This window comes from Photobacterium sp. 270122K (assembly GCF_059941365.1).
The window spans coordinates 1-20,007 of the sequence record NZ_JBPOEN010000019.1 but is presented as its reverse complement, the minus strand read 5'-3'; the positions used below and the strand labels follow the sequence as shown (position 1 = coordinate 20,007).

Genomic DNA, 20,007 nt, shown 5'->3' with positions numbered 1-20,007 from the left:
TTAAACGAACAATAAGAGCAAAAGTACATTGCCCGTCGTCCTGACAGAACAGTGTGGTCGCGTGGGCAGGAAAGCAATGCGTTTAATCCAATAATGATAGACGGATCGGTTGATCGCCGAATGACACGAGGGACATCATCATGACATTGACTCGCCAACAACAAATCGAAGCATTGGAAAATGACTGGGCTGAAAACCCAAGATGGAAACATGTTAAGCGGACTTACTCTGCAGAAGAAGTGATTAACCTGCGTGGTTCGTTTGCACCAGCCAATACTATTGCCCAGCGCGGGGCGGATAAGCTATGGGATTTAGTGAATGGTGGCGCGAAAAAAGGCTACGTGAACTGCCTTGGTGCCTTGACGGGCGGTCAGGCAGTGCAGCAAGCCAAAGCCGGTATTGAAGCCATTTACCTGTCAGGGTGGCAGGTGGCGGCGGATAACAATACCGCGTCGACCATGTACCCAGATCAATCTCTGTATCCGGTGGATTCCGTACCGGCGGTCGTCACCCGCATTAATAATTCGTTCCGTCGTGCTGATCAGATCCAATGGGCCAACGGTGGCTCCCCGGAAAATGGCACCGATTACTTCTTGCCTATTGTGGCGGATGCGGAAGCCGGTTTTGGCGGGGTACTGAACGCCTATGAACTGATGCGAAACATGATCGACGCAGGCGCGGCAGGGGTTCACTTTGAAGATCAGCTCGCCTCGGTGAAAAAATGTGGTCACATGGGCGGCAAGGTATTGGTGCCGACCCAAGAAGCGGTGCAGAAATTGGTGGCCGCGCGACTCGCAGCGGATGTGGCAGGCACAACGACACTGGTGATTGCCCGTACGGATGCGAACGCCGCCGATTTGTTGACCTCAGATTGCGATCCGTACGATAAAGACTTCATTGTCGGGGATCGTACGGCGGAAGGCTTCTACCGAGTGCGTGCCGGTATCGATCAGGCGATTGCCCGTGGTCTCGCCTATGCACCGTATGCGGATTTGATCTGGTGTGAAACAGCGAAACCGTGTTTGGAAGAAGCGCGTAAGTTTGCTGAAGCCATTCATGCGCAATATCCCGATCAGCTACTGGCTTACAACTGCTCGCCATCGTTCAATTGGGAAAAGAACCTGGATGCCGAGACGATTGCCAAGTTCCAGCAAGAATTGTCAGACATGGGGTACAAATACCAGTTCATTACACTCGCGGGTATCCACAACATGTGGTTTAACATGTTTGAATTGTCTCATGCGTATGCGCAGGGTGAAGGCATGCGTCACTACGTGGAAAAAGTGCAGCGCCCTGAGTTTGAAGCGGCAGAAAAAGGCTATACCTTTGTGGCGCACCAGCAAGAAGTGGGTACCGGTTACTTCGATAAGATGACTAACACGATTCAAGGTGGTAATTCATCCGTAACGGCGCTAACGGGCTCGACGGAAGAAGATCAGTTCTAGTTTTTACGAATACTGCTGATATCAGTGTTAAAGGAGCGTGTTATGCACGCTCCTTTTCTTTTTTATCAATAGCGCGTGCGGTAATCAGAAGATGGCTGTTGCAAGGCGGTGTGAAGTGACTCGCTAATGTGTCAGTTGTTGAGGCTGATTTCAGTGTTGCTGCCAAAACCTCAGTAAATTATGGTTTAATTCAACGTGTTACCTTTGTTGCTTGTGAGTGAGTGCGCTCAATATAGAAGATGCAGTTACGTATTTGGTTGCATTGCCTTGCTATGAGCTGTCCTTTTCGTTGTGGTGAGTGATGCAGAAAGTAGGTTATTTATTGCTGGCGGTCATCAGTTTACCAACCCTGGCCGAATCCCATTTTTGGCGTGGCCAAGTCGGGAATATCACCGCGGCGCCTCCTTGGACCGTCTCGCTACGCGTCATGAAAAAAGCACCGACAATCAGCGACTACCGTATGCCGAAAGACACGGAATTGGTGTGTGAAAACATTACCTTCCGGTTCGACATTCAAAGTGATTCTTTGGTGGATGCGTTACGCCATAAAATGACGAAGTTGAACTATAAGCATGACACCCAGCGTGCGATACACTTCCTGGAGCAGCGCCTCAGTACCGATCATCCCTTCCACTTCAAAATATCCCCGAACCAGTCAACCAGCACCCGCCTGATTGGGTGTGAAATCAACTTTAGCCGATTGCATCTCGGGACCCCTGATAACAACGACAATAAGCCTGTCATCACGTTTTATAACAACGCCTCATTTTGATGCGAGAGATTGCCGCTCGCTAAATTGCTTCGCGGCGTGCTGCACTTGCGGATAAATCGCATGGAAGTGGTGTTCTAAGGCGTCATAGTGCTGGTGGATCACTGCCGGGCACTGCGCCAACTGGTGCAGACGCGGGCGACGTATCGCCATTCTTTCTAAGGCGAGATCAATCGTTCCAAGGTGTTGGTAGTGCATGAGCCATTGCTGTTGCCACATGCGTTGCATCATTGCGGTGAACGGTGGCGGTGGGTTTTCCTCAAACTGTTCAAACGCCTGTTGTGCGTCGCTCACAAAGGTGGAGAGGGGGTGCGGTTCATACTGACGCCAATGTTTGGCCAGAAAATGATCCCATGCGAGATCCAGCGCAATGCCACTGACGCGACGTGTCTCAGGTGTAAAACGTTGGCGACAGGCTAAGACGGCGGGGAGTGCATCTATATAGCTGTCGACGAAACGGTGCAGCGCAATGCCTTGGGCGACCGGTTGGCTGTATTGGCGAAAGGGATCGCCACGAACAAAGTCGCCCAGAAGATTGCCCATTAGATGACTGTTGCAATGATGCGCGAGGTGCAGGTGAGCCAGAAAGTTCATGCGTAAAGCTTTCTGGCTGGTGGCGCCGTGTGTACTGGGGCTTGCTCAAAACTCTTCAGCGTCATGTTCGACGGGTTCAACCTCTTCTTGGATTTCCAGTAGATTAATCGCGATAGAGACAAAGTCTGTATCAGTGATGATCCCCACCAGTTCATTGTGGCTGACAATGGGCAAACAGCCAATCCGGTATTTTTGCATATACAAGGCGGCGTCTTTTAATCCCGCCATTGGGGAGACACTGCGTAAATCGCGGTGCATGGCCTTTTCCAGTGGAATATCCAGTGCGGTAATGAGCGGGCTGATGGAGAGTCGCTCTAAGCTCGACTCTTGTGCGGCTAAAATATCGCGCTGACTGACCAAGCCAACCAATGCGTTATCTTTATCGGTAATCGGAATATGGTGGATGTGGTGCTTATCCATCAAGCGTTTTGCATCTGCCAGTGTGTGGGATGCGCTCAGCGTATACGGGTGAGGGGTCATCATATCAGCAACGGTAAACATATCGCCTCCTTATCGCCCGCACCTGCAGGCTTATCATTTTTTCTACTATTGCGCTGTTTACCTTTTGACTGTAGCGAATCCTATCGTTCTCACCTATGACCCCAGTCAAATAATCGACAAGTTATTTCTTTGTGTCTCATTGGTTTCTCAAACGTTAAATTTGAGAATCTGCAATATACTTAATACATGACATGCCACATAGGAATATTGATATGCCTAAGCTGTTGTTTATTTTGCTCTGTTGGTCAGCCTTGCTGCCGTTGACCGTGAATGCTGAAGAACCCGCTTTCCAACCTCGGATCATCGGGGGGATTGAGTCGGAAGGGGGCGAGTTACCGTGGCAAGCGTATATCAATATGACCTTCCGTGATGACAGTGGCACGGCACGTACCTTTATCTGTGGCGGTGTGGTCGTGCGTCAAGATGTAGTGATCACAGCAGCCCATTGCATGCGTAATGGGGGGGCGACGGTGTTGCCTGAAGATGTGATGGTGTGGGGCGGTATTACCAGTATCTTTAATGCCAGCCGCAGTACCTCTATCGCGGTTAGCCGCGTGATTTTACATCCGGCTTATAATTCGTCACGTTTTGCCAATGATATTGCGATTTTGCATTTGCGTGATCCGCTGCCTGAGGGGGCGATCCCCATCGCGATAGCATCTGAAGCAGAACAAGATCGTGTCGATGACGAGTTTGCCAATGGCTGGGTAGATAACGCTGAGCGCGTTGCTAATCTGTTGGTGTCAGGCTGGGGCAGTACCTCTGTCAGTGAATCGAGCTCTGGCTCAACCCGTTTGCGCCAAACCTTATTATCCGGTGTGCCAGATACCCGTTGTGATCAACTCTGGGGATCCAATATCAATGTGTTGGATTACCCTATCTATATATGTGCCGGATCGGTGTCGCCGGACTTAGCCCGAGACAGTTGTTTTGGGGATTCGGGGGGACCATTGGTGTGGCAAGATCCACAAACCCTTGCTGACAGTGATTTTGGTTTACGCTTGGTCGGGTTGGTGAGCTTTGGTGAAGGGTGTGCAGGACGCCTGCCAGGGGTGTATACCGAGACGGCGACATACCGTGATTGGATTGAATCTCAAGTGGGGGCGTTGCCACAACAAACCGCGACGTATACCGTTGACCCGTTTTTGTCTGACTACAGCGGCGCGGGGGAAGGGGAAGGGGAAGGTGTGATTGTTTTCCCGGATGGCTGGAACAATGACGACAGTGGCGGCCTGATGGGGTGGCTATCACTGCTGGTTTTAGGCGGATTTGCCCGCTTACGCCGCCGCCATTAACCGTACATGTAATCGCACAATCTTGCATTGGGCCCGGTCAGGTGATCTTTGCTTGATCTTGCAGTGAGGCAGCCTATACTACCCGCTTGCTGTAATTTAGGGCCCTAACGATGCAAGTTTCTGATTTTCATTTTGACCTTCCTGATGAGCTGATTGCTCGTTATCCACAAGCTGAGCGTACTGCGAGCCGCTTGCTGCAATTAACCGGTAATACTGGTGAATTAGCGCATAAAAGCTTCAAAGATGTACTGGATTTAGTACAAGCTGGCGATTTGTTGGTTTTCAATAACACCCGCGTGATCCCTGCGCGCTTGTTTGGCCAAAAAGCGTCAGGCGGTAAATTAGAAGTGCTTGTTGAGCGTATGGTGGATGACAAAACCATCCTTGCGCACGTGCGTGCCTCTAAATCACCAAAGCCGGGTAATGAACTGCTGTTGGGTGAAAAGGGTGAATATCAGGCTGAGATGGTCGCCCGTCACGATACGCTGTTTGAAATTCGCTTTAACAGCGACAAAACCGTGTTGGAAATTTTGGAAGACGTGGGCCACATGCCCCTGCCTCCATACATTGATCGCCCTGATGAAGACGCAGATAAAGAGCGTTATCAGACGGTGTACAACGCAAAACCGGGTGCCGTCGCGGCACCGACAGCGGGTCTGCATTTCGATGATGCATTGATGGCGGCGTTGAAAGAAAAAGGCGTGAACTTTGCGTTCGTAACCTTGCATGTGGGCGCGGGGACGTTCCAGCCTGTGCGTGTTGACAGTATTCATGATCACCACATGCATGCCGAATACGTGGAAGTGCCTGAAGAGGTTGTAAAAGCCATTCAAGACACAAAAGCCAATGGCGGTCGTGTGGTGGCGGTGGGCACTACATCGGTACGTTCACTGGAAAGTGCCGCGCAAGATGCACTGAAAAAGGGCACAGAATTGAAGCCGTTTTTTGGTGATACCGAGATCTTCATTTTCCCGGGTTATACGTTCCAGCTGGTGGATGTGTTGATCACCAACTTCCATTTGCCAGAATCGACGTTGATCATGTTGGTGAGTGCGTTTGCCGGTTACGACCACACCATGAATGCCTACCTGCAAGCGGTTGAAAATCAATACCGTTTCTTCAGTTATGGCGATTCTATGTTTATCACACGACAAACGAATTAATCACGCATTCTGTTATTAAATTCAGTGTGACTTAAGGCTGCATTTGCTAAAATGCAGCCTTTGTGTTTTTAGGTGGTGCGGAAAATAGCGCGCTGGCTAAAATCTCACCATTGCATTCTTCCGCTAGGCTTTATGCCAAGTGGAAAAAGGTCGGTAGCCATCGTGCTGCTGGCCATTAGTCTGTACATCTGGCTATAGGTCAGAGTATGTGAAGTATCCTTGACCTAGTCGGGTCGGGGAGGATATGTCAGATTGTTTCTCTGGCTGTTGGAGGCTTTGTGAAATTTGAATTAGATAAAACGCAAGGGCGCGCCCGTCGTGGTCGTCTGCAGTTTGAACGCGGTACGGTAGAAACCCCAGCATTCATGCCTGTGGGTACGTACGGTACGGTGAAAGGCATGACGCCGGAAGAAGTGAAAGAAACCGGTGCACAAATCCTACTGGGTAACACGTTCCACTTGTGGCTACGTCCGGGTCAGGAAGTGATGAAAATGCACGGTGACCTGCATGACTTCATGAACTGGCAGGGTCCTATCCTGACCGATTCAGGCGGCTTCCAGGTATTTAGCTTGGGTGCAATGCGTAAAATCACGGAAGAGGGTGTACATTTCCGTAACCCTGTTAACGGTGACAAGATCTTCATGGATGCAGAGAAATCCATGCAAATCCAATACGATCTTGGCTCTGATGTCGTGATGATTTTTGATGAATGTACGCCGTATCCTGCAACGCATGATGAAGCGAAAACATCCATGGAAATGTCATTGCGTTGGGCGCAGCGTAGCCGTAACGAATTTGACCGCCAAGAAAACCCGAATGCGCTGTTCGGTATCGTTCAAGGTGGTGTCTACGAAGATTTGCGTGACGTGTCGGTTGAAGGCCTGACGAAGATTGGCTTTGACGGTTATGCCGTGGGCGGTCTTGCAGTGGGTGAGCCAAAAGAAGACATGCACCGTATTCTTGAGCACACGTGTCCAAAACTGCCGGTAGACAAACCTCGTTACCTAATGGGTGTGGGCAAACCGGAAGATTTGGTGGAAGGTGTTCGTCGCGGTATCGACATGTTCGACTGCGTCATGCCGACCCGAAATGCCCGTAATGGTCACCTATTTGTGACTGGTGGTGTGATCAAGATCCGTAATGCGAAACATAAAACAGATACAACCCCTCTCGATCCGCAGTGTGACTGTTACACTTGTCGCAACTATACGAAGGCGTATCTGTACCACCTAGATAAGTGTAATGAAATTCTAGGTGCGCGATTGAATACAATCCACAACTTGCGTTACTACCAGCGTTTGATGGAAAGTATCCGCAAGGCGATTGACGAAGATCGTTTCGATGCATTTGTAGAAGAATTCTACGCGCGTCGTGATCGTGAAGTTCCACCATTAAATGATAATCAATAATAGAGGACGTTAGTAAATGAGTCTGATTTCTCAAGCACACGCAGCAGCAGAAGGTGCACCACAAGGCGGCAGCATGCAGCTTTTCATCATGCTTGGCCTATTTGCCGTAATTTTCTACTTTATGATTTACCGTCCACAAGCTAAGCGCGTGAAGGATCATAAAAACCTAATGTCTTCTATGGGCAAGGGTGATGAAGTTCTGACTAACGGTGGCCTAGTGGGTAAAATCACGAAAGTATCGGAAGAAAACGACTACATCGTTATTGCGCTAAATGACACAACTGAAGTTACTATCAAGAAAGACTTCGTTTCTGCCGTTTTGCCAAAAGGCACAATGAAGTCTCTGTAACAATTTGCTTTGAAGGATCACAGCAGTGCTAAACCGTTATCCCTTGTGGAAGAATCTGATGGTGGTGTTTACACTGATCATCGGTTTGCTTTATGCACTTCCCAATGTTTACGGTGAAGATCCAGCGATACAAATCTCCGGGGCGCGTGGCGCCTCGGCAGATATGTCGACGTTGGATGCAGTCACCGAAGATTTAAAACAAAATCACATTTCTTACAAATCTGTCGCATTCGAAAACGGTACTGTACTGGTCCGATTTAACGACACTGACACGCAAATCAGTGCTCGCGATATTCTGAATGAAGAACTGGGCGATAAGTTCGTTGTTGCCTTGAACCTTGCGCCGTCTACGCCAGCATGGCTACAGTCGATTGGCGCGTCTCCAATGAAACTCGGTCTTGACCTTCGTGGTGGGGTGCACTTCTTGATGGAAGTGGACATGGATGCCGCGATGGAGAAGCTATTGGGTCAGCAGGAAGAAACCTTCCGAACTGAACTGCGTGAAGCGAAAATTCGTTATAGCGCCATTAGCAAAACCAAAGACTCGGTTGAAGTACGCCTACGTGACAGTGAGCGACTCAGCGAAGCAGAAAAGACGTTGGCGAACTTGCACCCTGATATGGTGTTCACCGATAGCGAACGTAATAACCGCTTTGTACTTACCGCAACATTCACCGATGCCCGTTTGCAAGAAATCCGCAACTATGCGGTTGAGCAGAACATCACCATTTTACGTAATCGTGTGAATGAACTGGGTGTGGCTGAGCCATTGGTACAGCGTCAAGGCGCAAACCGTATCGTGGTTGAACTACCGGGCGTGCAAGACACCGCACGTGCGAAGGAAATTCTGGGCGCGACAGCGACACTGGAATTCCGTCAAGTTGACAGCAATGTCGATTTGGCTGCCGCTGCAGCGGGTCGTGTACCGGCGGGCAGTGAAGTGAAGTTCACCCGTGACGAAACCCCTGTGGTATTGAAAAAGCGTGTGATCCTTGCGGGTTCGCATATTACTGATGCGAGCTCAAGCGCTGACGAATATGGTCGTCCTCAAGTGAACATCTCGCTAGACAGCGAAGGGGGCAGTAAGATGACCGCCTTCTCACGTAACAACGTGGGCAAGCTGATGGCGACCGTCTTTACCGAATATAAAGACAGCGGCAAGCGCGATCCAAGCGGCAAAGTGATTCTGGAAAAACACGAAGAAGTGATTAACCAAGCGACCATTCAAACGGCGTTGGGACGTAACTTCCGTATTACCGGGATTGACTCACAAGCGGAAGCACACAACCTGGCGCTACTGTTGCGTGCGGGTGCGTTGATTGCGCCTATCTCAATTGTAGAAGAACGTACGATTGGTCCATCTATGGGTCAGCAGAACATCGATATGGGTCTACAGGCGATGATGTGGGGCATGCTAGCCGTTATGTTGTTTACCCTGTTCTACTACCGTCGATTCGGTCTGTTTGCTAACGTCGCATTGATGATGAACTTGGTATTGATTATTGGTGTGATGTCGATGATTCCAGGTGCAACCATGACGTTGCCAGGTATTGCCGGTATCGTTCTGACCGTCGGTATGGCGGTAGATGCCAACGTATTGATTTTCGAACGTATCCGTGAAGAACTGCGCGATGGTCGCAGCCCACAGCATGCGATTCAGCAAGGTTATGCGAATGCCTTCAGTACGATTGCGGATGCCAACTTAACCACCCTGATCACCGCGATTATTTTGTTCGCAGTGGGTACAGGTGCGGTGAAAGGTTTCGCCGTTACACTGTCTATCGGTATCATTACATCTATGTTCACGGCCATTGTCGGTACGCGAGCACTGGTTAACTTGGTTTACGGCGGTAAGCGCGTCGATAAGCTATCGATCTAAGGAGACGCTGACATGTTTCAATTAATGAAAGCGGATAAAACGATCGATTTTATGCGCTGGTCAAAAGGAGCTTTCTTCCTTTCTGCCATGATGATCATTGCGGCGATTGCCACAGTGACCACTCAAAAACTGAACTGGGGTCTGGATTTTACCGGTGGTACGCTGATCGAAGTGGGCTTTGAAGAGCCGGCGAATCTGCCTAAAATCCGTGAATCATTGGAAGCCGCTGGCTTTGGTGATGCCATTGTGCAGAACTTCGGTACGGCACGTGATGTAATGGTTCGCTTGCAGCCGCGTGAAAATGTGAAAAGTGAAGATTTGGGTAACCAGATCATCGCAGCATTGAAAACAGGCACTGGCCAAACGGTTGATATGCGTCGTATCGAATTCGTCGGTCCGAACGTGGGTGATGAGTTAGCGGAAGCGGGTGGCCTGGCCATTCTGGTTTCACTGCTGTGTATCCTGCTGTACGTATCGGTACGTTTCGAATGGCGTTTGGCAGCAGGTGCGGTATTGGCACTGGCACACGACGTTATCATTACCATTGGTATCTTCTCGTTCACGCAGATCGAAATTGACCTGACCATTGTTGCAGCCTTGCTGACGGTCGTCGGTTACTCGCTCAACGATACCATCGTGGTCTTTGACCGTATTCGTGAGAATTTCCTCAAGATGCGTAAAGACGATGCGGTAGAAGTGCTAAACAGCTCAATCACACAAACATTGAGCCGTACCCTGATCACATCGGCGACGACCTTGTTCGTGGTTATCGCGCTGTTCCTGAAGGGTGGTAACATGATCCACGGCTTCGCGACAGCCTTGCTGATCGGTATCACTGTTGGTACTTACTCTTCAATCTACGTGGCATCCGCCCTGTCGTTGAAGTTGGGTATCAAGCGTGAGCACTTGATGCCAACGCCAGTAGATAAAGAAGGCGAAGAATTTGACGCAATGCCATAAGGCAGAGTGTTGAATCTCGCGAAATGACAAACGGAGCCGAAAGGCTCCGTTTTTGTATGGGTAGATCAGGGGCGAGTTGATAGGGACGAGTATCGAGTAAGAGCGGAAGAGAAAAAGCGGTGCTATGGCCCTGAGGTCCTATGGGGATAGCGTAGGAACGAGTCATGCTTCGCGTCGAGGAACGAGTCAGAGCGAAAAAGCAAAAACAAAAGCGGACCTATGGCCCTGAGATCCTATGGAAATAAAGCTGTGGTGAGTGACGAGATTCGAGTAGGGGAGAAAAGAGCAGGGGAAGCTTGTATCTCGAATGTGCAATGGCATCCTGCCTGCAGGACCACAGGACCACAGGACCACAGGACCACAGGACCACAGGACCACAGGACCACAGGACCACAGATGTATGGACTCCTTCCCACCAAGGGGAGTACGGTATTAATTCAAGCAAGAATTAGCCAAAGAGGAGCCCATACATGAGTAACCATAATGTGCTTGCCATCGATTTGGCAAAAAATGTTTTTCAAGTTTGCAAAGTTGGCCCGTTAGGCAACGTGCTATACAACCGAAAGTTGTCCAGACAAAAGCTCATTGAATTGATATGGAAAGAAAAGCCTTCGCTGGTCGCAATGGAAGCGTGCGCCAGCGCGCATTATTGGTCAAGACTTGCAAAGTCGGCCGGGCATTCAGTAAAGATGATGAGTGCTAGGGCTGTTAAGCCATTCCAACATAAGCAGAAAACAGATCGAAATGATGCGCTTGCAATAGCCGTAGCGGCTACGCAATTACACATTCATAGTGTGAGGGTGTTATCTGAAGAGGAGCAAGGCCTACAATCTATATCTCGAGTGCGTGAGTTAGCGATTGCTCAACAAGTTGAATTAAGTAACCAACTAAGGGGGTTACTCAGTGAGTTCGGTATCATTTTTCCTCAAGGTCTATCAGCGTTAAAACGTAGCCTACCTTTGATTTTAGAAGATGCCGAGAACGGCTTACCTCATAGTTTCAGAGAGACATTATTTCAGGCCTGGCAAAGATTATTAGTGCAGCTTGAGTATGTAGATAGTTTAAATGTGCAATTGGAAGCTTTGGTAGCAGCTCATGCTCCTTGTCAAAAGTTGATGGCGTTAGAGGGCGTCGGCCCAATTGGGGCGCTTGGATTAGCTATCCGCTTGGGTAAAGGCGAAAATTTTGTTAATGGCAAAGATGCAGCAGCCAGTATCGGTTTAACCCCCAAGCAGTATAGTTCGGGTGAGAAAGAGCGCTTAGGGCGGATCTCTAAACGTAATGCAGACAAGCGACTCCGTAGTATCCTTTTTCAAGGTGCGCTTGCCGTAGTGTGTAAGGTGGTTCATATCCAACCACGAACTCAAAAAGAAGCTTGGCTGAAATCCTTAATCGAGCGTCGAGGTAAGAAAATTGCAGCTATAGCGTTAGCTAACAAAACAGTGCGTACCGCGTACGCACTACTAAAACATGACTCAGAATATAAGCCTGTTTGTTTGGCTTTATGAATATGAGTAATCAACAAATTACGATGTGAAACAGGTCAGACCGACCAACAAAAGCTCGTTGTGGTTCATGGTAAGTTATACCGCCCCATAGAATAAGCTTGTTGGTGCGAATACATAGTAGGGCGAGGTCGCTCCTCAAAGTAGCCCGTATATAAGCGCGTATCAATTCCTGCTTTCATGCTGTTTGTTGATTTTCTCTAGGAGTCCATATAAGGACCACAGGACCCTAGTTCTTAGGCTCTTTGCCCTTACTCGGCTCTCGCCCCTTTAGACTCGCACCTGCTTTCAAGCCAAAAAAAACGCCCCTGTGCGCAGTGCACAGGGGCGTTTTTTATATTCCGGTAATCCGTAGATTACTTGTTCAGCGCTTCGCTACCGTGTTCACGGATTTTGCTAAGCAATGGCTTCACTACGCGAGCTGGACCAGCAACGATGTTGCCAGAAGTCAGGTAGTTAGTGTTGCCAGTAAAGTCAGTACAGATAGCACCAGCTTCACGCGCGATTAGTTCACCTGCTGCGATTTCCCAAGGCTTAAGGCCTAGCTTGAATACACCGTCGATACGGCCAGCAGCTAGGTAGCATAGGTCTAGGGCAGAACAGCCAGATTGACGCATGTCATCACATTCAACGAACAGTGCACTCTGGATTTTTGCAAAGCTTTCAGCGTGCTGTTTAGCAGCAAACGGTAGGCCAGTTGCCAGTGTAGTACCAGTTAGGTCACGCGGCTGAGAAACACGAAGACGCTGGCTGTTTAGCTGTGCGCCTGAGCCACGTGTTGCCGTGAATAGTTCATTGCGAGTTGGATCGTAAACAGCGGCAACTTCAGTACGGCCACGCATGCGTAGTGCAACAGAAATTGCGAAGTGAGGGTAACCACGAACGAAGTTCTTGGTGCCATCCACTGGGTCAATGATCCACTGACAATCTTTGTCACGACCTTCTTTATTACTGCCTTCTGCGGCAATAATGCAGTGGTCAGGGTAAGATTTCAGAATTGTCTCGATAATTAGCGCTTCTGCTTCTTGATCGATATTGGTAACAACATCATTACCTTTGTTAGCAACTTCAATAGATTGAGGTTTTTCTAGAGATTTAATGACATGGTCACCAGCCTTTCGTGCGGCACGAATGGCGATATTAAGCATCGGATGCATAGGATCTTCCCAACGGATGTTAAAGAACTAAAAAGCGGCGGCGAGTATAGCAGAGCTACCACAAAAGGGAAGTGGTTATTTTTTACCCGGCGCGGTTGTCTCGCAGTGAATGCTGACTTTTTGCCCACTTACTGTGAGGCGACACTTGAATGGTATAATGTTTTTACATGTTTTCACCTTTTTTAAAATCTCTGTGCTAAAATCCGTCGGCTCTGTTGAACTGTTGGAATGCGTAGCGTCTATGTTAGAAAAAATCAGCGTGGTTCTTGTTGGTACCTCACACCCGGGTAATATCGGCTCAGCGGCTCGTGCCATGAAAGTGATGGGATTAACCCGACTTATTCTGGTTTCACCTGCGTGTGAAATTGACGAAACAACCTATGCCTTAGCGGCAGGTGCTGCCGATATCGTGGCCAATGCGACGGTGGTTTCAACCCTTGATGAAGCGATTGCTGACTGCGGTCTGGTGATCGGCTCCAGTGCGCGTTCTCGCACCCTTGAGTGGCCGCAACTTGACCCACGCGAATGCGGGGAAAAAGTCATTGCTGAAGCGCCATCTCATCCTATCGCTATTTTGTTTGGCCGTGAAAAAACCGGTCTGACGAATGAAGAATTGCAGCGCTGCCACTGTCACGTCTATATCCCTGCCAATCCTGACTATAGCTCACTGAACCTTGCGATGGCGGTACAAACCGTCAGCTATGAAGTGCGTATGGCGTTCCTTGCACAGCAGAATAACGCAATGCAAACGCCGGTTGAAACGTATCCGCTCGCGAAAGAGTTGGAGATGTTTTACGTGCACCTAGAAAAGGTGACACGTCAAACCCGCTTCATTAATAAAAATCATCCGGGCATGGTGATGGCTAAATTGCGCCGTTTATTTACCCGTGCGCGACCGGAAGAGCAAGAGCTACAAATTCTACGTGGTATCCTTTCTTCAGTTGAAAAAACTATTGAGTATAAAGATAAGTAGTCACACTATCTTTATGGTTAAAAGCCTGACTAAAACAGTCAGGTAAATACTTGACCGTTTTAGTCAGGTATGCGACACTGCTTCCCATAAATAAACGTGGGTAGTGGTGTGTTATGAGATTGACATCAAAAGGAAGATACGCCGTCACAGCGATGTTAGATGTGGCGCTGCACTCTCAGAATGGCCCGGTACCATTGGCCGATATCTCTGAGCGCCAGGGGATTTCATTATCCTACCTGGAACAACTCTTTTCTCGCTTACGTAAAGCTGGCTTAGTGGCCAGTGTGCGTGGCCCCGGTGGGGGTTACCGCCTCGGCGAGGATGCCAATGACATTGCCATTGGTATGGTGATTGCGGCAGTTGATGAATCGGTTGATGCAACGAAATGCCACGGCAAAGGAGATTGCCAGGGCGGAGTACGTTGCCTGACACACACGCTATGGCGTGATTTAAGTGCCCGGATCAGCGGCTTTTTGAACAACATCACTCTTGGTGAGTTGATGCAAGATAATGATGTACAAGCCATTTCAGATCGTCAGGATCAGAACTTACAAAAAACATCATTTGGACATAAAAATACACACGACAGCACCACAATCGGTGTCGATGTTCGCTCCTAGAGACCAGACGTCCGTGTTTTCGGAGATGAAGATGAAACTGCCAATATATTTTGATTATTCCGCTACTTGCCCGGTTGACCCACGCGTTGCAGAGAAAATGATGCAATGCCTGACAATGGATGGCAACTTTGGTAACCCGGCTTCTCGTTCTCACCGTTACGGTTGGCAGGCTGAGGAAGCGGTAGACACTGCACGTGAGCAAATTGCAGAGCTATTGAATGCCGATCCGCGTGAGATCGTATTCACCTCAGGTGCAACAGAATCTGACAACTTAGCGATTAAAGGTGCAGCGCACTTTTACAATAAAAAAGGTAAGCACGTTATTACGTGTAAAACTGAGCATAAAGCCGTGCTTGACCCATGCCGTCAGCTAGAGCGTGAAGGGTATGAGGTCACTTACCTTGAGCCGGAATCAAACGGCGTTATTGACTTGGCTAAGTTGCGTGATGCGATGCGTGAAGATACCGTTTTGGTTTCTATCATGCACGTGAATAACGAAATTGGCGTGATTCAAGATATCGCTGCGATTGGCGAACTATGCCGCGAGAAAAAAGTGATTTTCCACGTGGATGCAGCACAATCTGCGGGTAAACTGCCAATCGACGTACAAGCAATAAAAGTGGATTTAATTTCACTGTCTGCGCACAAAATTTATGGTCCAAAAGGTATCGGTGCATTGTACGTGCGTCGTAAGCCTCGTATTCGTCTAGAAGCACAAATGCACGGTGGCGGTCATGAACGTGGTTTCCGTTCAGGCACATTGCCCACTCACCAGATTGTGGGTATGGGTGAAGCCTTCCGCGTAGCAAAAGAAGATTTAGACAAAGATTACCAACATGTGTTGACCCTACGTAACCGTCTGCTTGCTGGCCTTGAAGGCATTGAAGCAATGTCAATCAACGGTGACATGGAACAACGCGTGCCGCATAACCTCAACATCAGCTTTGCTTTCGTTGAAGGTGAATCGCTGTTGATGGCACTGAAAGACCTTGCCGTATCATCCGGTTCTGCATGTACCTCTGCAAGCCTAGAGCCGTCTTATGTACTGCGTGCGTTGGGCTTGAACGATGAATTGGCACACAGCTCAATTCGTTTCTCTTTTGGTCGTTTCACGACAGAAGAAGAAATTGACCACGCTGTTTCTCAAATCCGCGGTGCGGTAGATAAACTGCGTGAAATGTCTCCACTGTGGGACATGTATAAAGAAGGGATTGACCTGGACACGGTCGAGTGGGCACACCACTAATCTTGCGGTCATCACATATTCGAGGAAACGGTCATGGCATATAGTGAAAAAGTTATCGATCATTATGAGAATCCGCGTAACGTGGGCTCATTTGATAAAAACGACAAAAATGTAGGTAGCGGCATGGTAGGGGCTCCTGCCTGTGGCGACGTAATGAAACTTCAGATCAAAGTGACTGAAGAAGGCATTATTGAAGATGCGAAGTTCAAAACTTACGGTTGTGGCTCAGCCATTGCTTCTAGCTCACTGATCACTGAGTGGGTAAAAGGTAAGACACTGGACGAAGCAGCATCGATCAAGAACTCTGCGATTGCAGAAGAGCTTGAGCTACCACCAGTAAAAGTCCACTGCTCAATTCTTGCAGAAGATGCAATTAAAGCGGCAGTAAGTGATTACAAAAAGAAACACGCAGAACAAGATTAATTCCTAAGGGTTGTTGTATGGCCATAACGATTACTGAAGCGGCTGCAAGTCGCGTCGCTAGCTTCCTAGCATCCCGAGGAAAAGGCATCGGCCTAAGACTGGGTGTCCGTACTTCGGGCTGTTCGGGCATGGCCTATGTACTGGAGTTCGTGGACGAGCTTGACGAAGGGGATCAGGTGTTTGAGGAAAAAGGGGTCAAAATTATTATTGATGCCAAGAGCCTTGTATACCTCGATGGGACTGAGTTGGACTTTGCCAAAGAAGGCCTGAACGAAGGCTTCCAGTTCAATAACCCTAACGTATCCAGTGAGTGCGGCTGTGGCGAAAGCTTCAACGTATAATCACTGAACACACTGAGCCTGATCACTGCCTCATCGCGGTCATCAGGTTCAGTCTTTTTCAGATTCCGTCTTTTTTAGATGCGTGCGCGATATGAATCATTTTGAACTCTTTGGGCTACCTTTTCAGTTTCCGCTGGACGGTAGCCTTCTTGCTACCCACTTCCGAGAGCTGCAGCGTCGTTTTCACCCCGATAACTTTGCCACGGCCTCAGAACGTGACCGTTTGATGTCGGTGCAAAAAGCCGCTCACATCAATGATGCATTCCAAACGTTGAAAAACCCGATCTCACGCGCGGAATACATGCTGTCGGAAAAAGGCATGGACATTCGCGGTGAGCAAAAAACACTGCAAGATCCGGTTTTTTTAATGCAGCAGATGGAACTGCGCGAAGCGCTTGAGGAGATCGCCGATGCCGACGATCCTGAAGCAGCCTTGTTTGATTTCGACCAACAAGCGACTTCGCTGTACAAATCACAGTTAGCAGATCTTGAGCAACAACTGCTCGAGGAACACTGGGAAGCGGCCGCAGATGCCGTGCGCAAACTTAAGTTTATTGTTAAGCTGCAAGTGGAAGTTGAGCGTCTCGAAGAGAGCCTGCTTGACTAACGGTTTCCGATCCCAGTATTAACTTCACAGGAAAGAAAATGGCACTGTTACAGATTGCTGAACCGGGTCAAAGTGCTGCGCCGCATCAACATAAGTTGGCGGTGGGTATCGACCTAGGGACTACTAATTCACTCGTGGCTGCGGTACGTAGTGGCGTTCCGGAGACATTGAAGGATCTGCAAGGGCAGGCCATCTTACCTTCGGCGGTATACTACGGTGAAGCCGGGATTGTGGTGGGCCGCGAAGCACGCGACATTGCCCAGCAAGATCCGGCCAATAGCATCATTTCAGTGAAGCGAATGATGGGACGCTCGCTCAGCGATATCCAACAGCGTTACCCACAGTTGCCGTATGCACTGACGGCGAGCGATAACGGCTTACCGCAATTGGTTACCCGCCATGGCGAGATGAACCCGGTGCAGGTGTCGGCTGAAATTCTGAAAACGTTGAATCAACGTGCGCAGGAGACACTGGGTGGCGAGCTAGAAGGTGTCGTGATCACGGTACCGGCGTACTTTGATGACGCACAGCGTGCGGGCACCAAAGATGCCGCGAAACTGGCGAACCTGAATGTGCTGCGTTTGCTTAATGAACCCACGGCTGCGGCGATTGCCTACGGTCTGGATTCCGGTCAAGAAGGCGTGATTGCGGTCTACGACTTGGGTGGTGGTACGTTTGATATCTCTATCCTGCGTTTGTCTAAAGGCGTGTTTGAAGTGTTGGCGACCGGCGGTGATTCTGCGCTGGGTGGTGACGACTTTGACCACCTATTGGCTGAGTGGATTGCGGATCAAGCCGGTTTTGATGCAGTACGTACTGCCAATGCACAACGTGCATTGCAAGATGCGGCACAAGCGGCGAAAGAAGCGCTGTCAGCACAAGATAGCGTCAGTATTGACGTATTAGGCTGGACCGGTTCCGTGAGCCGTGAACAGTTTGATGCATTGATCCAACCGCTGGTGAAAAAGACCTTGATGGCCTGTCGCCGTGCATTGAAAGATGCGGACGTGACCACCGATGAAGTGATCGAGACTGTCATGGTCGGCGGGTCGACCCGTGTGCCGCTGGTGCGTGACATGGTCGGCAACTTCTTCGGTAAACCGGCCTTGACGTCTATCGACCCAGATCAGGTTGTGGCGATTGGCGCGGCGATTCAAGCGGATATTTTGGTGGGCAATAAGCCCGATGCCGATATGTTGCTGCTGGATGTGATCCCGCTGTCGCTCGGCATTGAAACCATGGGTGGCATGATTGAAAAAATCATTCCACGCAATACCACGATCCCAGTGGCGCGCGCCCAAGAATTTACAACGTTTAAAGACGGCCAAACCGCGATGTCTGTGCATATTGTGCAAGGCGAGCGTGAGATGGTGAGTGACTGCCGTTCGTTGGCCCGTTTCACCCTGCGTGGTATTCCTGCCATGGCAGCCGGCGCTGCACACATTCGTGTGACGTACCAAGTGGATGCGGACGGCCTGTTGTCGGTTACGGCAATGGAAAAGAGCAGCGAAGTTCAGTCTTCTATTCAGGTGAAGCCGTCTTACGGCCTGACCGATAATGAAATCGCGACTATGATCCGCGATTCAATGACCTACGCCCAAGATGATAAAGACGCCCGCGCCCTTGCAGAGCAACAAGTGGAAGCGGATCGCGTACTCGAAGGGCTGATTGCGGCACTGGCTCAAGACGGTGATACGTTATTGAGCAAAGAAGAACGCGATCAACTGGAAGCCGTCATGATGGAATTGGTGACATTGCGTCAGGGGACAGACCCGTACGCCATTGAAGCCGGTATTAAGAAAACAGATAAAGCGAGTCAGGATTTTGCTTCTCGTCGAATGGATAAATCTATTCGTCAGGCACTGGCTGGTCAGTCGATTGATGAGGTTTAGGCATGCCTAAAATTGTTGTACTACCCCACGAAGATCTTTGCCCTGAAGGGGCGGTGCTGGAAGCGCAAGAAGGTGAAACGATTCTAGACGTTGCATTGCGCAATGGCATTAGCATTGAACATGCATGTGAGAAATCCTGTGCATGTACGACGTGTCACTGCATTGTGCGTGAAGGTTTTGATTCACTGGAAGAAAGTGATGAGCTGGAAGACGACATGCTGGATAAGGCATGGGGTCTAGAGCCTGAATCGCGCCTTAGCTGTCAGGCTCGAGTAGCCGATGAAGACCTTGTGGTTGAAATCCCGAAATACACCCTGAATCTGGCCTCTGAAGGCCATTAATCAGGGATCTCTGCCTGTTGCAACAGGCAGAGAAGCCGTCGCCCGGCATCGCCATTCAACGTGTCACAGGAAAAGGAGAAGTGTATGCGCTTAACATGGATTGATTCCCGCGAGTTGGCTATTGCCCTCGTGGATGCGTATCCGGATGTGGATCCTCAAACCGTCCGTTTTACGGATTTGCGCGAGTGGATCTTAGCACTGGATGACTTTGATGATGATCCGGCCCATTGCAGCGAGCGAGTATTAGAAGCCGTGCAAATGTGCTGGATTGAAGAGGCCGATTAACGGGCTGATATAAAAGAAGGAAGGAAAACCGCGGTGTTTTTCTTCCTTTTTTCTTTTTAGGCCTTACGCTTACCCGCTTACCCGCTTACCCGCTTACCCGCTTACCCGCTTCCCTCCGTTCCCGCTTTCCCGCTCTCCCTCTCTCCCGTTTTCACTCTTTCCATTTATCCCGCTTGGCCCATTTCCTGATATCCTGATCTGATGTTCTACATCTCGCCCGCCCACCATCCAGACGTGCATTCCCATCTCCCCA

21 protein-coding genes are annotated in these 20,007 nt (G+C 49.5%); 18 read left to right on the top strand and 3 right to left on the bottom strand.

From position 1 onward, the window contains the following. Positions 1-140: 140 nt before the first annotated feature. Positions 141-1,445, top strand: coding sequence for an isocitrate lyase (gene aceA / locus ACSF8W_RS23210; RefSeq protein WP_500849461.1), 1,305 nt, complete (start codon positions 141-143; stop codon positions 1,443-1,445). A 301-nt stretch (positions 1,446-1,746) separates the two neighbouring features. Beyond that, positions 1,747-2,217, top strand: a complete 471-nt coding sequence (locus ACSF8W_RS23205; RefSeq protein ID WP_500849459.1) for a hypothetical protein — start codon at positions 1,747-1,749, stop codon at positions 2,215-2,217. On the opposite strand, the gene ACSF8W_RS23200 is transcribed toward ACSF8W_RS23205, so the two are convergent. Next, the gene (locus ACSF8W_RS23200) at positions 2,209-2,808 is read right to left on the bottom strand and encodes an acyl carrier protein phosphodiesterase (RefSeq protein WP_500849458.1); all 600 of its coding nucleotides are present in this window, start codon (positions 2,806-2,808) and stop codon (positions 2,209-2,211) included. The genes ACSF8W_RS23205 and ACSF8W_RS23200 overlap by 9 nt on opposite strands. A gap of 45 nt (positions 2,809-2,853) precedes the next feature. Further along, complete coding sequence (locus tag ACSF8W_RS23195; protein WP_500849457.1) at positions 2,854-3,309, bottom strand: CBS domain-containing protein; 456 nt, start codon at positions 3,307-3,309, stop codon at positions 2,854-2,856. Positions 3,310-3,521: 212 nt separating this feature from the next. On the opposite strand from ACSF8W_RS23195, the gene ACSF8W_RS23190 reads away from it, so the two are divergent. The 7 genes from ACSF8W_RS23190 to ACSF8W_RS23160 all read left to right on the top strand — a co-directional run bounded on the left by ACSF8W_RS23190 (position 3,522) and on the right by ACSF8W_RS23160 (position 11,872). Then, positions 3,522-4,604 carry a trypsin-like serine protease gene (locus ACSF8W_RS23190; RefSeq protein ID WP_500849456.1) on the top strand — a complete coding sequence of 361 codons (1,083 nt, stop codon included), beginning with the start codon at positions 3,522-3,524 and terminating at the stop codon, positions 4,602-4,604. A gap of 110 nt (positions 4,605-4,714) precedes the next feature. Continuing rightward, a complete protein-coding gene (gene queA, locus ACSF8W_RS23185) occupies positions 4,715-5,767 on the top strand; it encodes a tRNA preQ1(34) S-adenosylmethionine ribosyltransferase-isomerase QueA (protein ID WP_500849455.1) in 1,053 nt (350 codons plus the stop codon). Positions 5,768-6,045: 278 nt separating this feature from the next. Continuing rightward, a complete protein-coding gene (tgt, locus tag ACSF8W_RS23180) occupies positions 6,046-7,176 on the top strand; it encodes a tRNA guanosine(34) transglycosylase Tgt (RefSeq protein ID WP_500849454.1) in 1,131 nt (376 codons plus the stop codon). A 16-nt stretch (positions 7,177-7,192) separates the two neighbouring features. Next, complete coding sequence (gene yajC / locus ACSF8W_RS23175; protein WP_500849453.1) at positions 7,193-7,525, top strand: preprotein translocase subunit YajC; 333 nt, start codon at positions 7,193-7,195, stop codon at positions 7,523-7,525. 25 nt (positions 7,526-7,550) lie between these two features. Then, positions 7,551-9,404, top strand: a complete 1,854-nt coding sequence (secD, locus tag ACSF8W_RS23170) for a protein translocase subunit SecD (RefSeq protein WP_500849452.1) — start codon at positions 7,551-7,553, stop codon at positions 9,402-9,404. Between the two features lie 12 nt (positions 9,405-9,416). Then, positions 9,417-10,364 (top strand): protein translocase subunit SecF, encoded by a 948-nt coding sequence (gene secF, locus ACSF8W_RS23165; protein ID WP_500849451.1) that lies wholly within the window; start codon positions 9,417-9,419, stop codon positions 10,362-10,364. A gap of 470 nt (positions 10,365-10,834) precedes the next feature. After that, a complete protein-coding gene (locus ACSF8W_RS23160; protein ID WP_500845256.1) occupies positions 10,835-11,872 on the top strand; it encodes an IS110 family RNA-guided transposase in 1,038 nt (345 codons plus the stop codon). Positions 11,873-12,225: 353 nt separating this feature from the next. Here the strand turns inward: ACSF8W_RS23160 and suhB are convergent, their stop codons facing one another. Beyond that, on the bottom strand, positions 12,226-13,026 hold the full coding sequence (gene suhB / locus ACSF8W_RS23155; RefSeq protein WP_428478746.1) for an inositol-1-monophosphatase: 801 nt from the start codon (positions 13,024-13,026) through the stop codon (positions 12,226-12,228). Between the two features lie 241 nt (positions 13,027-13,267). Here suhB and trmJ point away from each other — a divergent pair, with 241 nt between their 5' ends. The 9 genes from trmJ (at position 13,268) to iscX (ending at position 19,754) form a co-directional block, all read left to right on the top strand. Further along, on the top strand, positions 13,268-13,999 hold the full coding sequence (gene trmJ, locus ACSF8W_RS23150) for a tRNA (cytosine(32)/uridine(32)-2'-O)-methyltransferase TrmJ (RefSeq protein WP_500849450.1): 732 nt from the start codon (positions 13,268-13,270) through the stop codon (positions 13,997-13,999). Between the two features lie 113 nt (positions 14,000-14,112). Next, positions 14,113-14,619 (top strand): Fe-S cluster assembly transcriptional regulator IscR, encoded by a 507-nt coding sequence (iscR, locus tag ACSF8W_RS23145; protein ID WP_500849449.1) that lies wholly within the window; start codon positions 14,113-14,115, stop codon positions 14,617-14,619. A 31-nt stretch (positions 14,620-14,650) separates the two neighbouring features. Further along, entirely contained in the window at positions 14,651-15,865 is a 1,215-nt protein-coding gene (locus ACSF8W_RS23140) for an IscS subfamily cysteine desulfurase (RefSeq protein WP_500849447.1), read from the top strand. A gap of 33 nt (positions 15,866-15,898) precedes the next feature. After that, positions 15,899-16,288 (top strand): Fe-S cluster assembly scaffold IscU, encoded by a 390-nt coding sequence (gene iscU / locus ACSF8W_RS23135; RefSeq protein ID WP_428478743.1) that lies wholly within the window; start codon positions 15,899-15,901, stop codon positions 16,286-16,288. 17 nt (positions 16,289-16,305) lie between these two features. Beyond that, positions 16,306-16,629 carry an iron-sulfur cluster assembly protein IscA gene (gene iscA, locus ACSF8W_RS23130; RefSeq protein WP_500849446.1) on the top strand — a complete coding sequence of 108 codons (324 nt, stop codon included), beginning with the start codon at positions 16,306-16,308 and terminating at the stop codon, positions 16,627-16,629. Between the two features lie 91 nt (positions 16,630-16,720). Continuing rightward, positions 16,721-17,236 carry a co-chaperone HscB gene (gene hscB / locus ACSF8W_RS23125; protein WP_428478741.1) on the top strand — a complete coding sequence of 172 codons (516 nt, stop codon included), beginning with the start codon at positions 16,721-16,723 and terminating at the stop codon, positions 17,234-17,236. Between the two features lie 38 nt (positions 17,237-17,274). Continuing rightward, a complete protein-coding gene (hscA, locus tag ACSF8W_RS23120) occupies positions 17,275-19,128 on the top strand; it encodes a Fe-S protein assembly chaperone HscA (protein ID WP_500849445.1) in 1,854 nt (617 codons plus the stop codon). A 2-nt stretch (positions 19,129-19,130) separates the two neighbouring features. Further along, a complete protein-coding gene (gene fdx / locus ACSF8W_RS23115) occupies positions 19,131-19,469 on the top strand; it encodes an ISC system 2Fe-2S type ferredoxin (RefSeq protein ID WP_500849443.1) in 339 nt (112 codons plus the stop codon). Positions 19,470-19,553: 84 nt separating this feature from the next. Then, complete coding sequence (gene iscX, locus ACSF8W_RS23110; RefSeq protein WP_500849442.1) at positions 19,554-19,754, top strand: Fe-S cluster assembly protein IscX; 201 nt, start codon at positions 19,554-19,556, stop codon at positions 19,752-19,754. Positions 19,755-20,007: the final 253 nt, after the last annotated feature.

Excerpts from the sequence above, each read along its gene's own strand:
- aceA (WP_500849461.1), top strand. The coding sequence starts at position 141 with ATGACATTGACTCGCCAACAACAAATCGAAGCATTGGAAAATGACTGG.
- ACSF8W_RS23190 (WP_500849456.1), top strand. The coding sequence starts at position 3,522 with ATGCCTAAGCTGTTGTTTATTTTGCTCTGTTGGTCAGCCTTGCTGCCG.
- fdx (WP_500849443.1), top strand. The coding sequence starts at position 19,131 with ATGCCTAAAATTGTTGTACTACCCCACGAAGATCTTTGCCCTGAAGGG.
- trmJ (WP_500849450.1), top strand. The coding sequence starts at position 13,268 with ATGTTAGAAAAAATCAGCGTGGTTCTTGTTGGTACCTCACACCCGGGT.
- iscR (WP_500849449.1), top strand. The coding sequence starts at position 14,113 with ATGAGATTGACATCAAAAGGAAGATACGCCGTCACAGCGATGTTAGAT.
- iscU (WP_428478743.1), top strand. The coding sequence starts at position 15,899 with ATGGCATATAGTGAAAAAGTTATCGATCATTATGAGAATCCGCGTAAC.
- ACSF8W_RS23195 (WP_500849457.1), bottom strand. The coding sequence starts at position 3,309 with ATGTTTACCGTTGCTGATATGATGACCCCTCACCCGTATACGCTGAGC.
- iscX (WP_500849442.1), top strand. The coding sequence starts at position 19,554 with ATGCGCTTAACATGGATTGATTCCCGCGAGTTGGCTATTGCCCTCGTG.
- ACSF8W_RS23160 (WP_500845256.1), top strand. The coding sequence starts at position 10,835 with ATGAGTAACCATAATGTGCTTGCCATCGATTTGGCAAAAAATGTTTTT.
- yajC (WP_500849453.1), top strand. The coding sequence starts at position 7,193 with ATGAGTCTGATTTCTCAAGCACACGCAGCAGCAGAAGGTGCACCACAA.
- iscA (WP_500849446.1), top strand. The coding sequence starts at position 16,306 with ATGGCCATAACGATTACTGAAGCGGCTGCAAGTCGCGTCGCTAGCTTC.
- hscA (WP_500849445.1), top strand. The coding sequence starts at position 17,275 with ATGGCACTGTTACAGATTGCTGAACCGGGTCAAAGTGCTGCGCCGCAT.
- queA (WP_500849455.1), top strand. The coding sequence starts at position 4,715 with ATGCAAGTTTCTGATTTTCATTTTGACCTTCCTGATGAGCTGATTGCT.
- secF (WP_500849451.1), top strand. The coding sequence starts at position 9,417 with ATGTTTCAATTAATGAAAGCGGATAAAACGATCGATTTTATGCGCTGG.
- ACSF8W_RS23205 (WP_500849459.1), top strand. The coding sequence starts at position 1,747 with ATGCAGAAAGTAGGTTATTTATTGCTGGCGGTCATCAGTTTACCAACC.
- suhB (WP_428478746.1), bottom strand. The coding sequence starts at position 13,026 with ATGCATCCGATGCTTAATATCGCCATTCGTGCCGCACGAAAGGCTGGT.
- ACSF8W_RS23200 (WP_500849458.1), bottom strand. The coding sequence starts at position 2,808 with ATGAACTTTCTGGCTCACCTGCACCTCGCGCATCATTGCAACAGTCAT.
- ACSF8W_RS23140 (WP_500849447.1), top strand. The coding sequence starts at position 14,651 with ATGAAACTGCCAATATATTTTGATTATTCCGCTACTTGCCCGGTTGAC.
- hscB (WP_428478741.1), top strand. The coding sequence starts at position 16,721 with ATGAATCATTTTGAACTCTTTGGGCTACCTTTTCAGTTTCCGCTGGAC.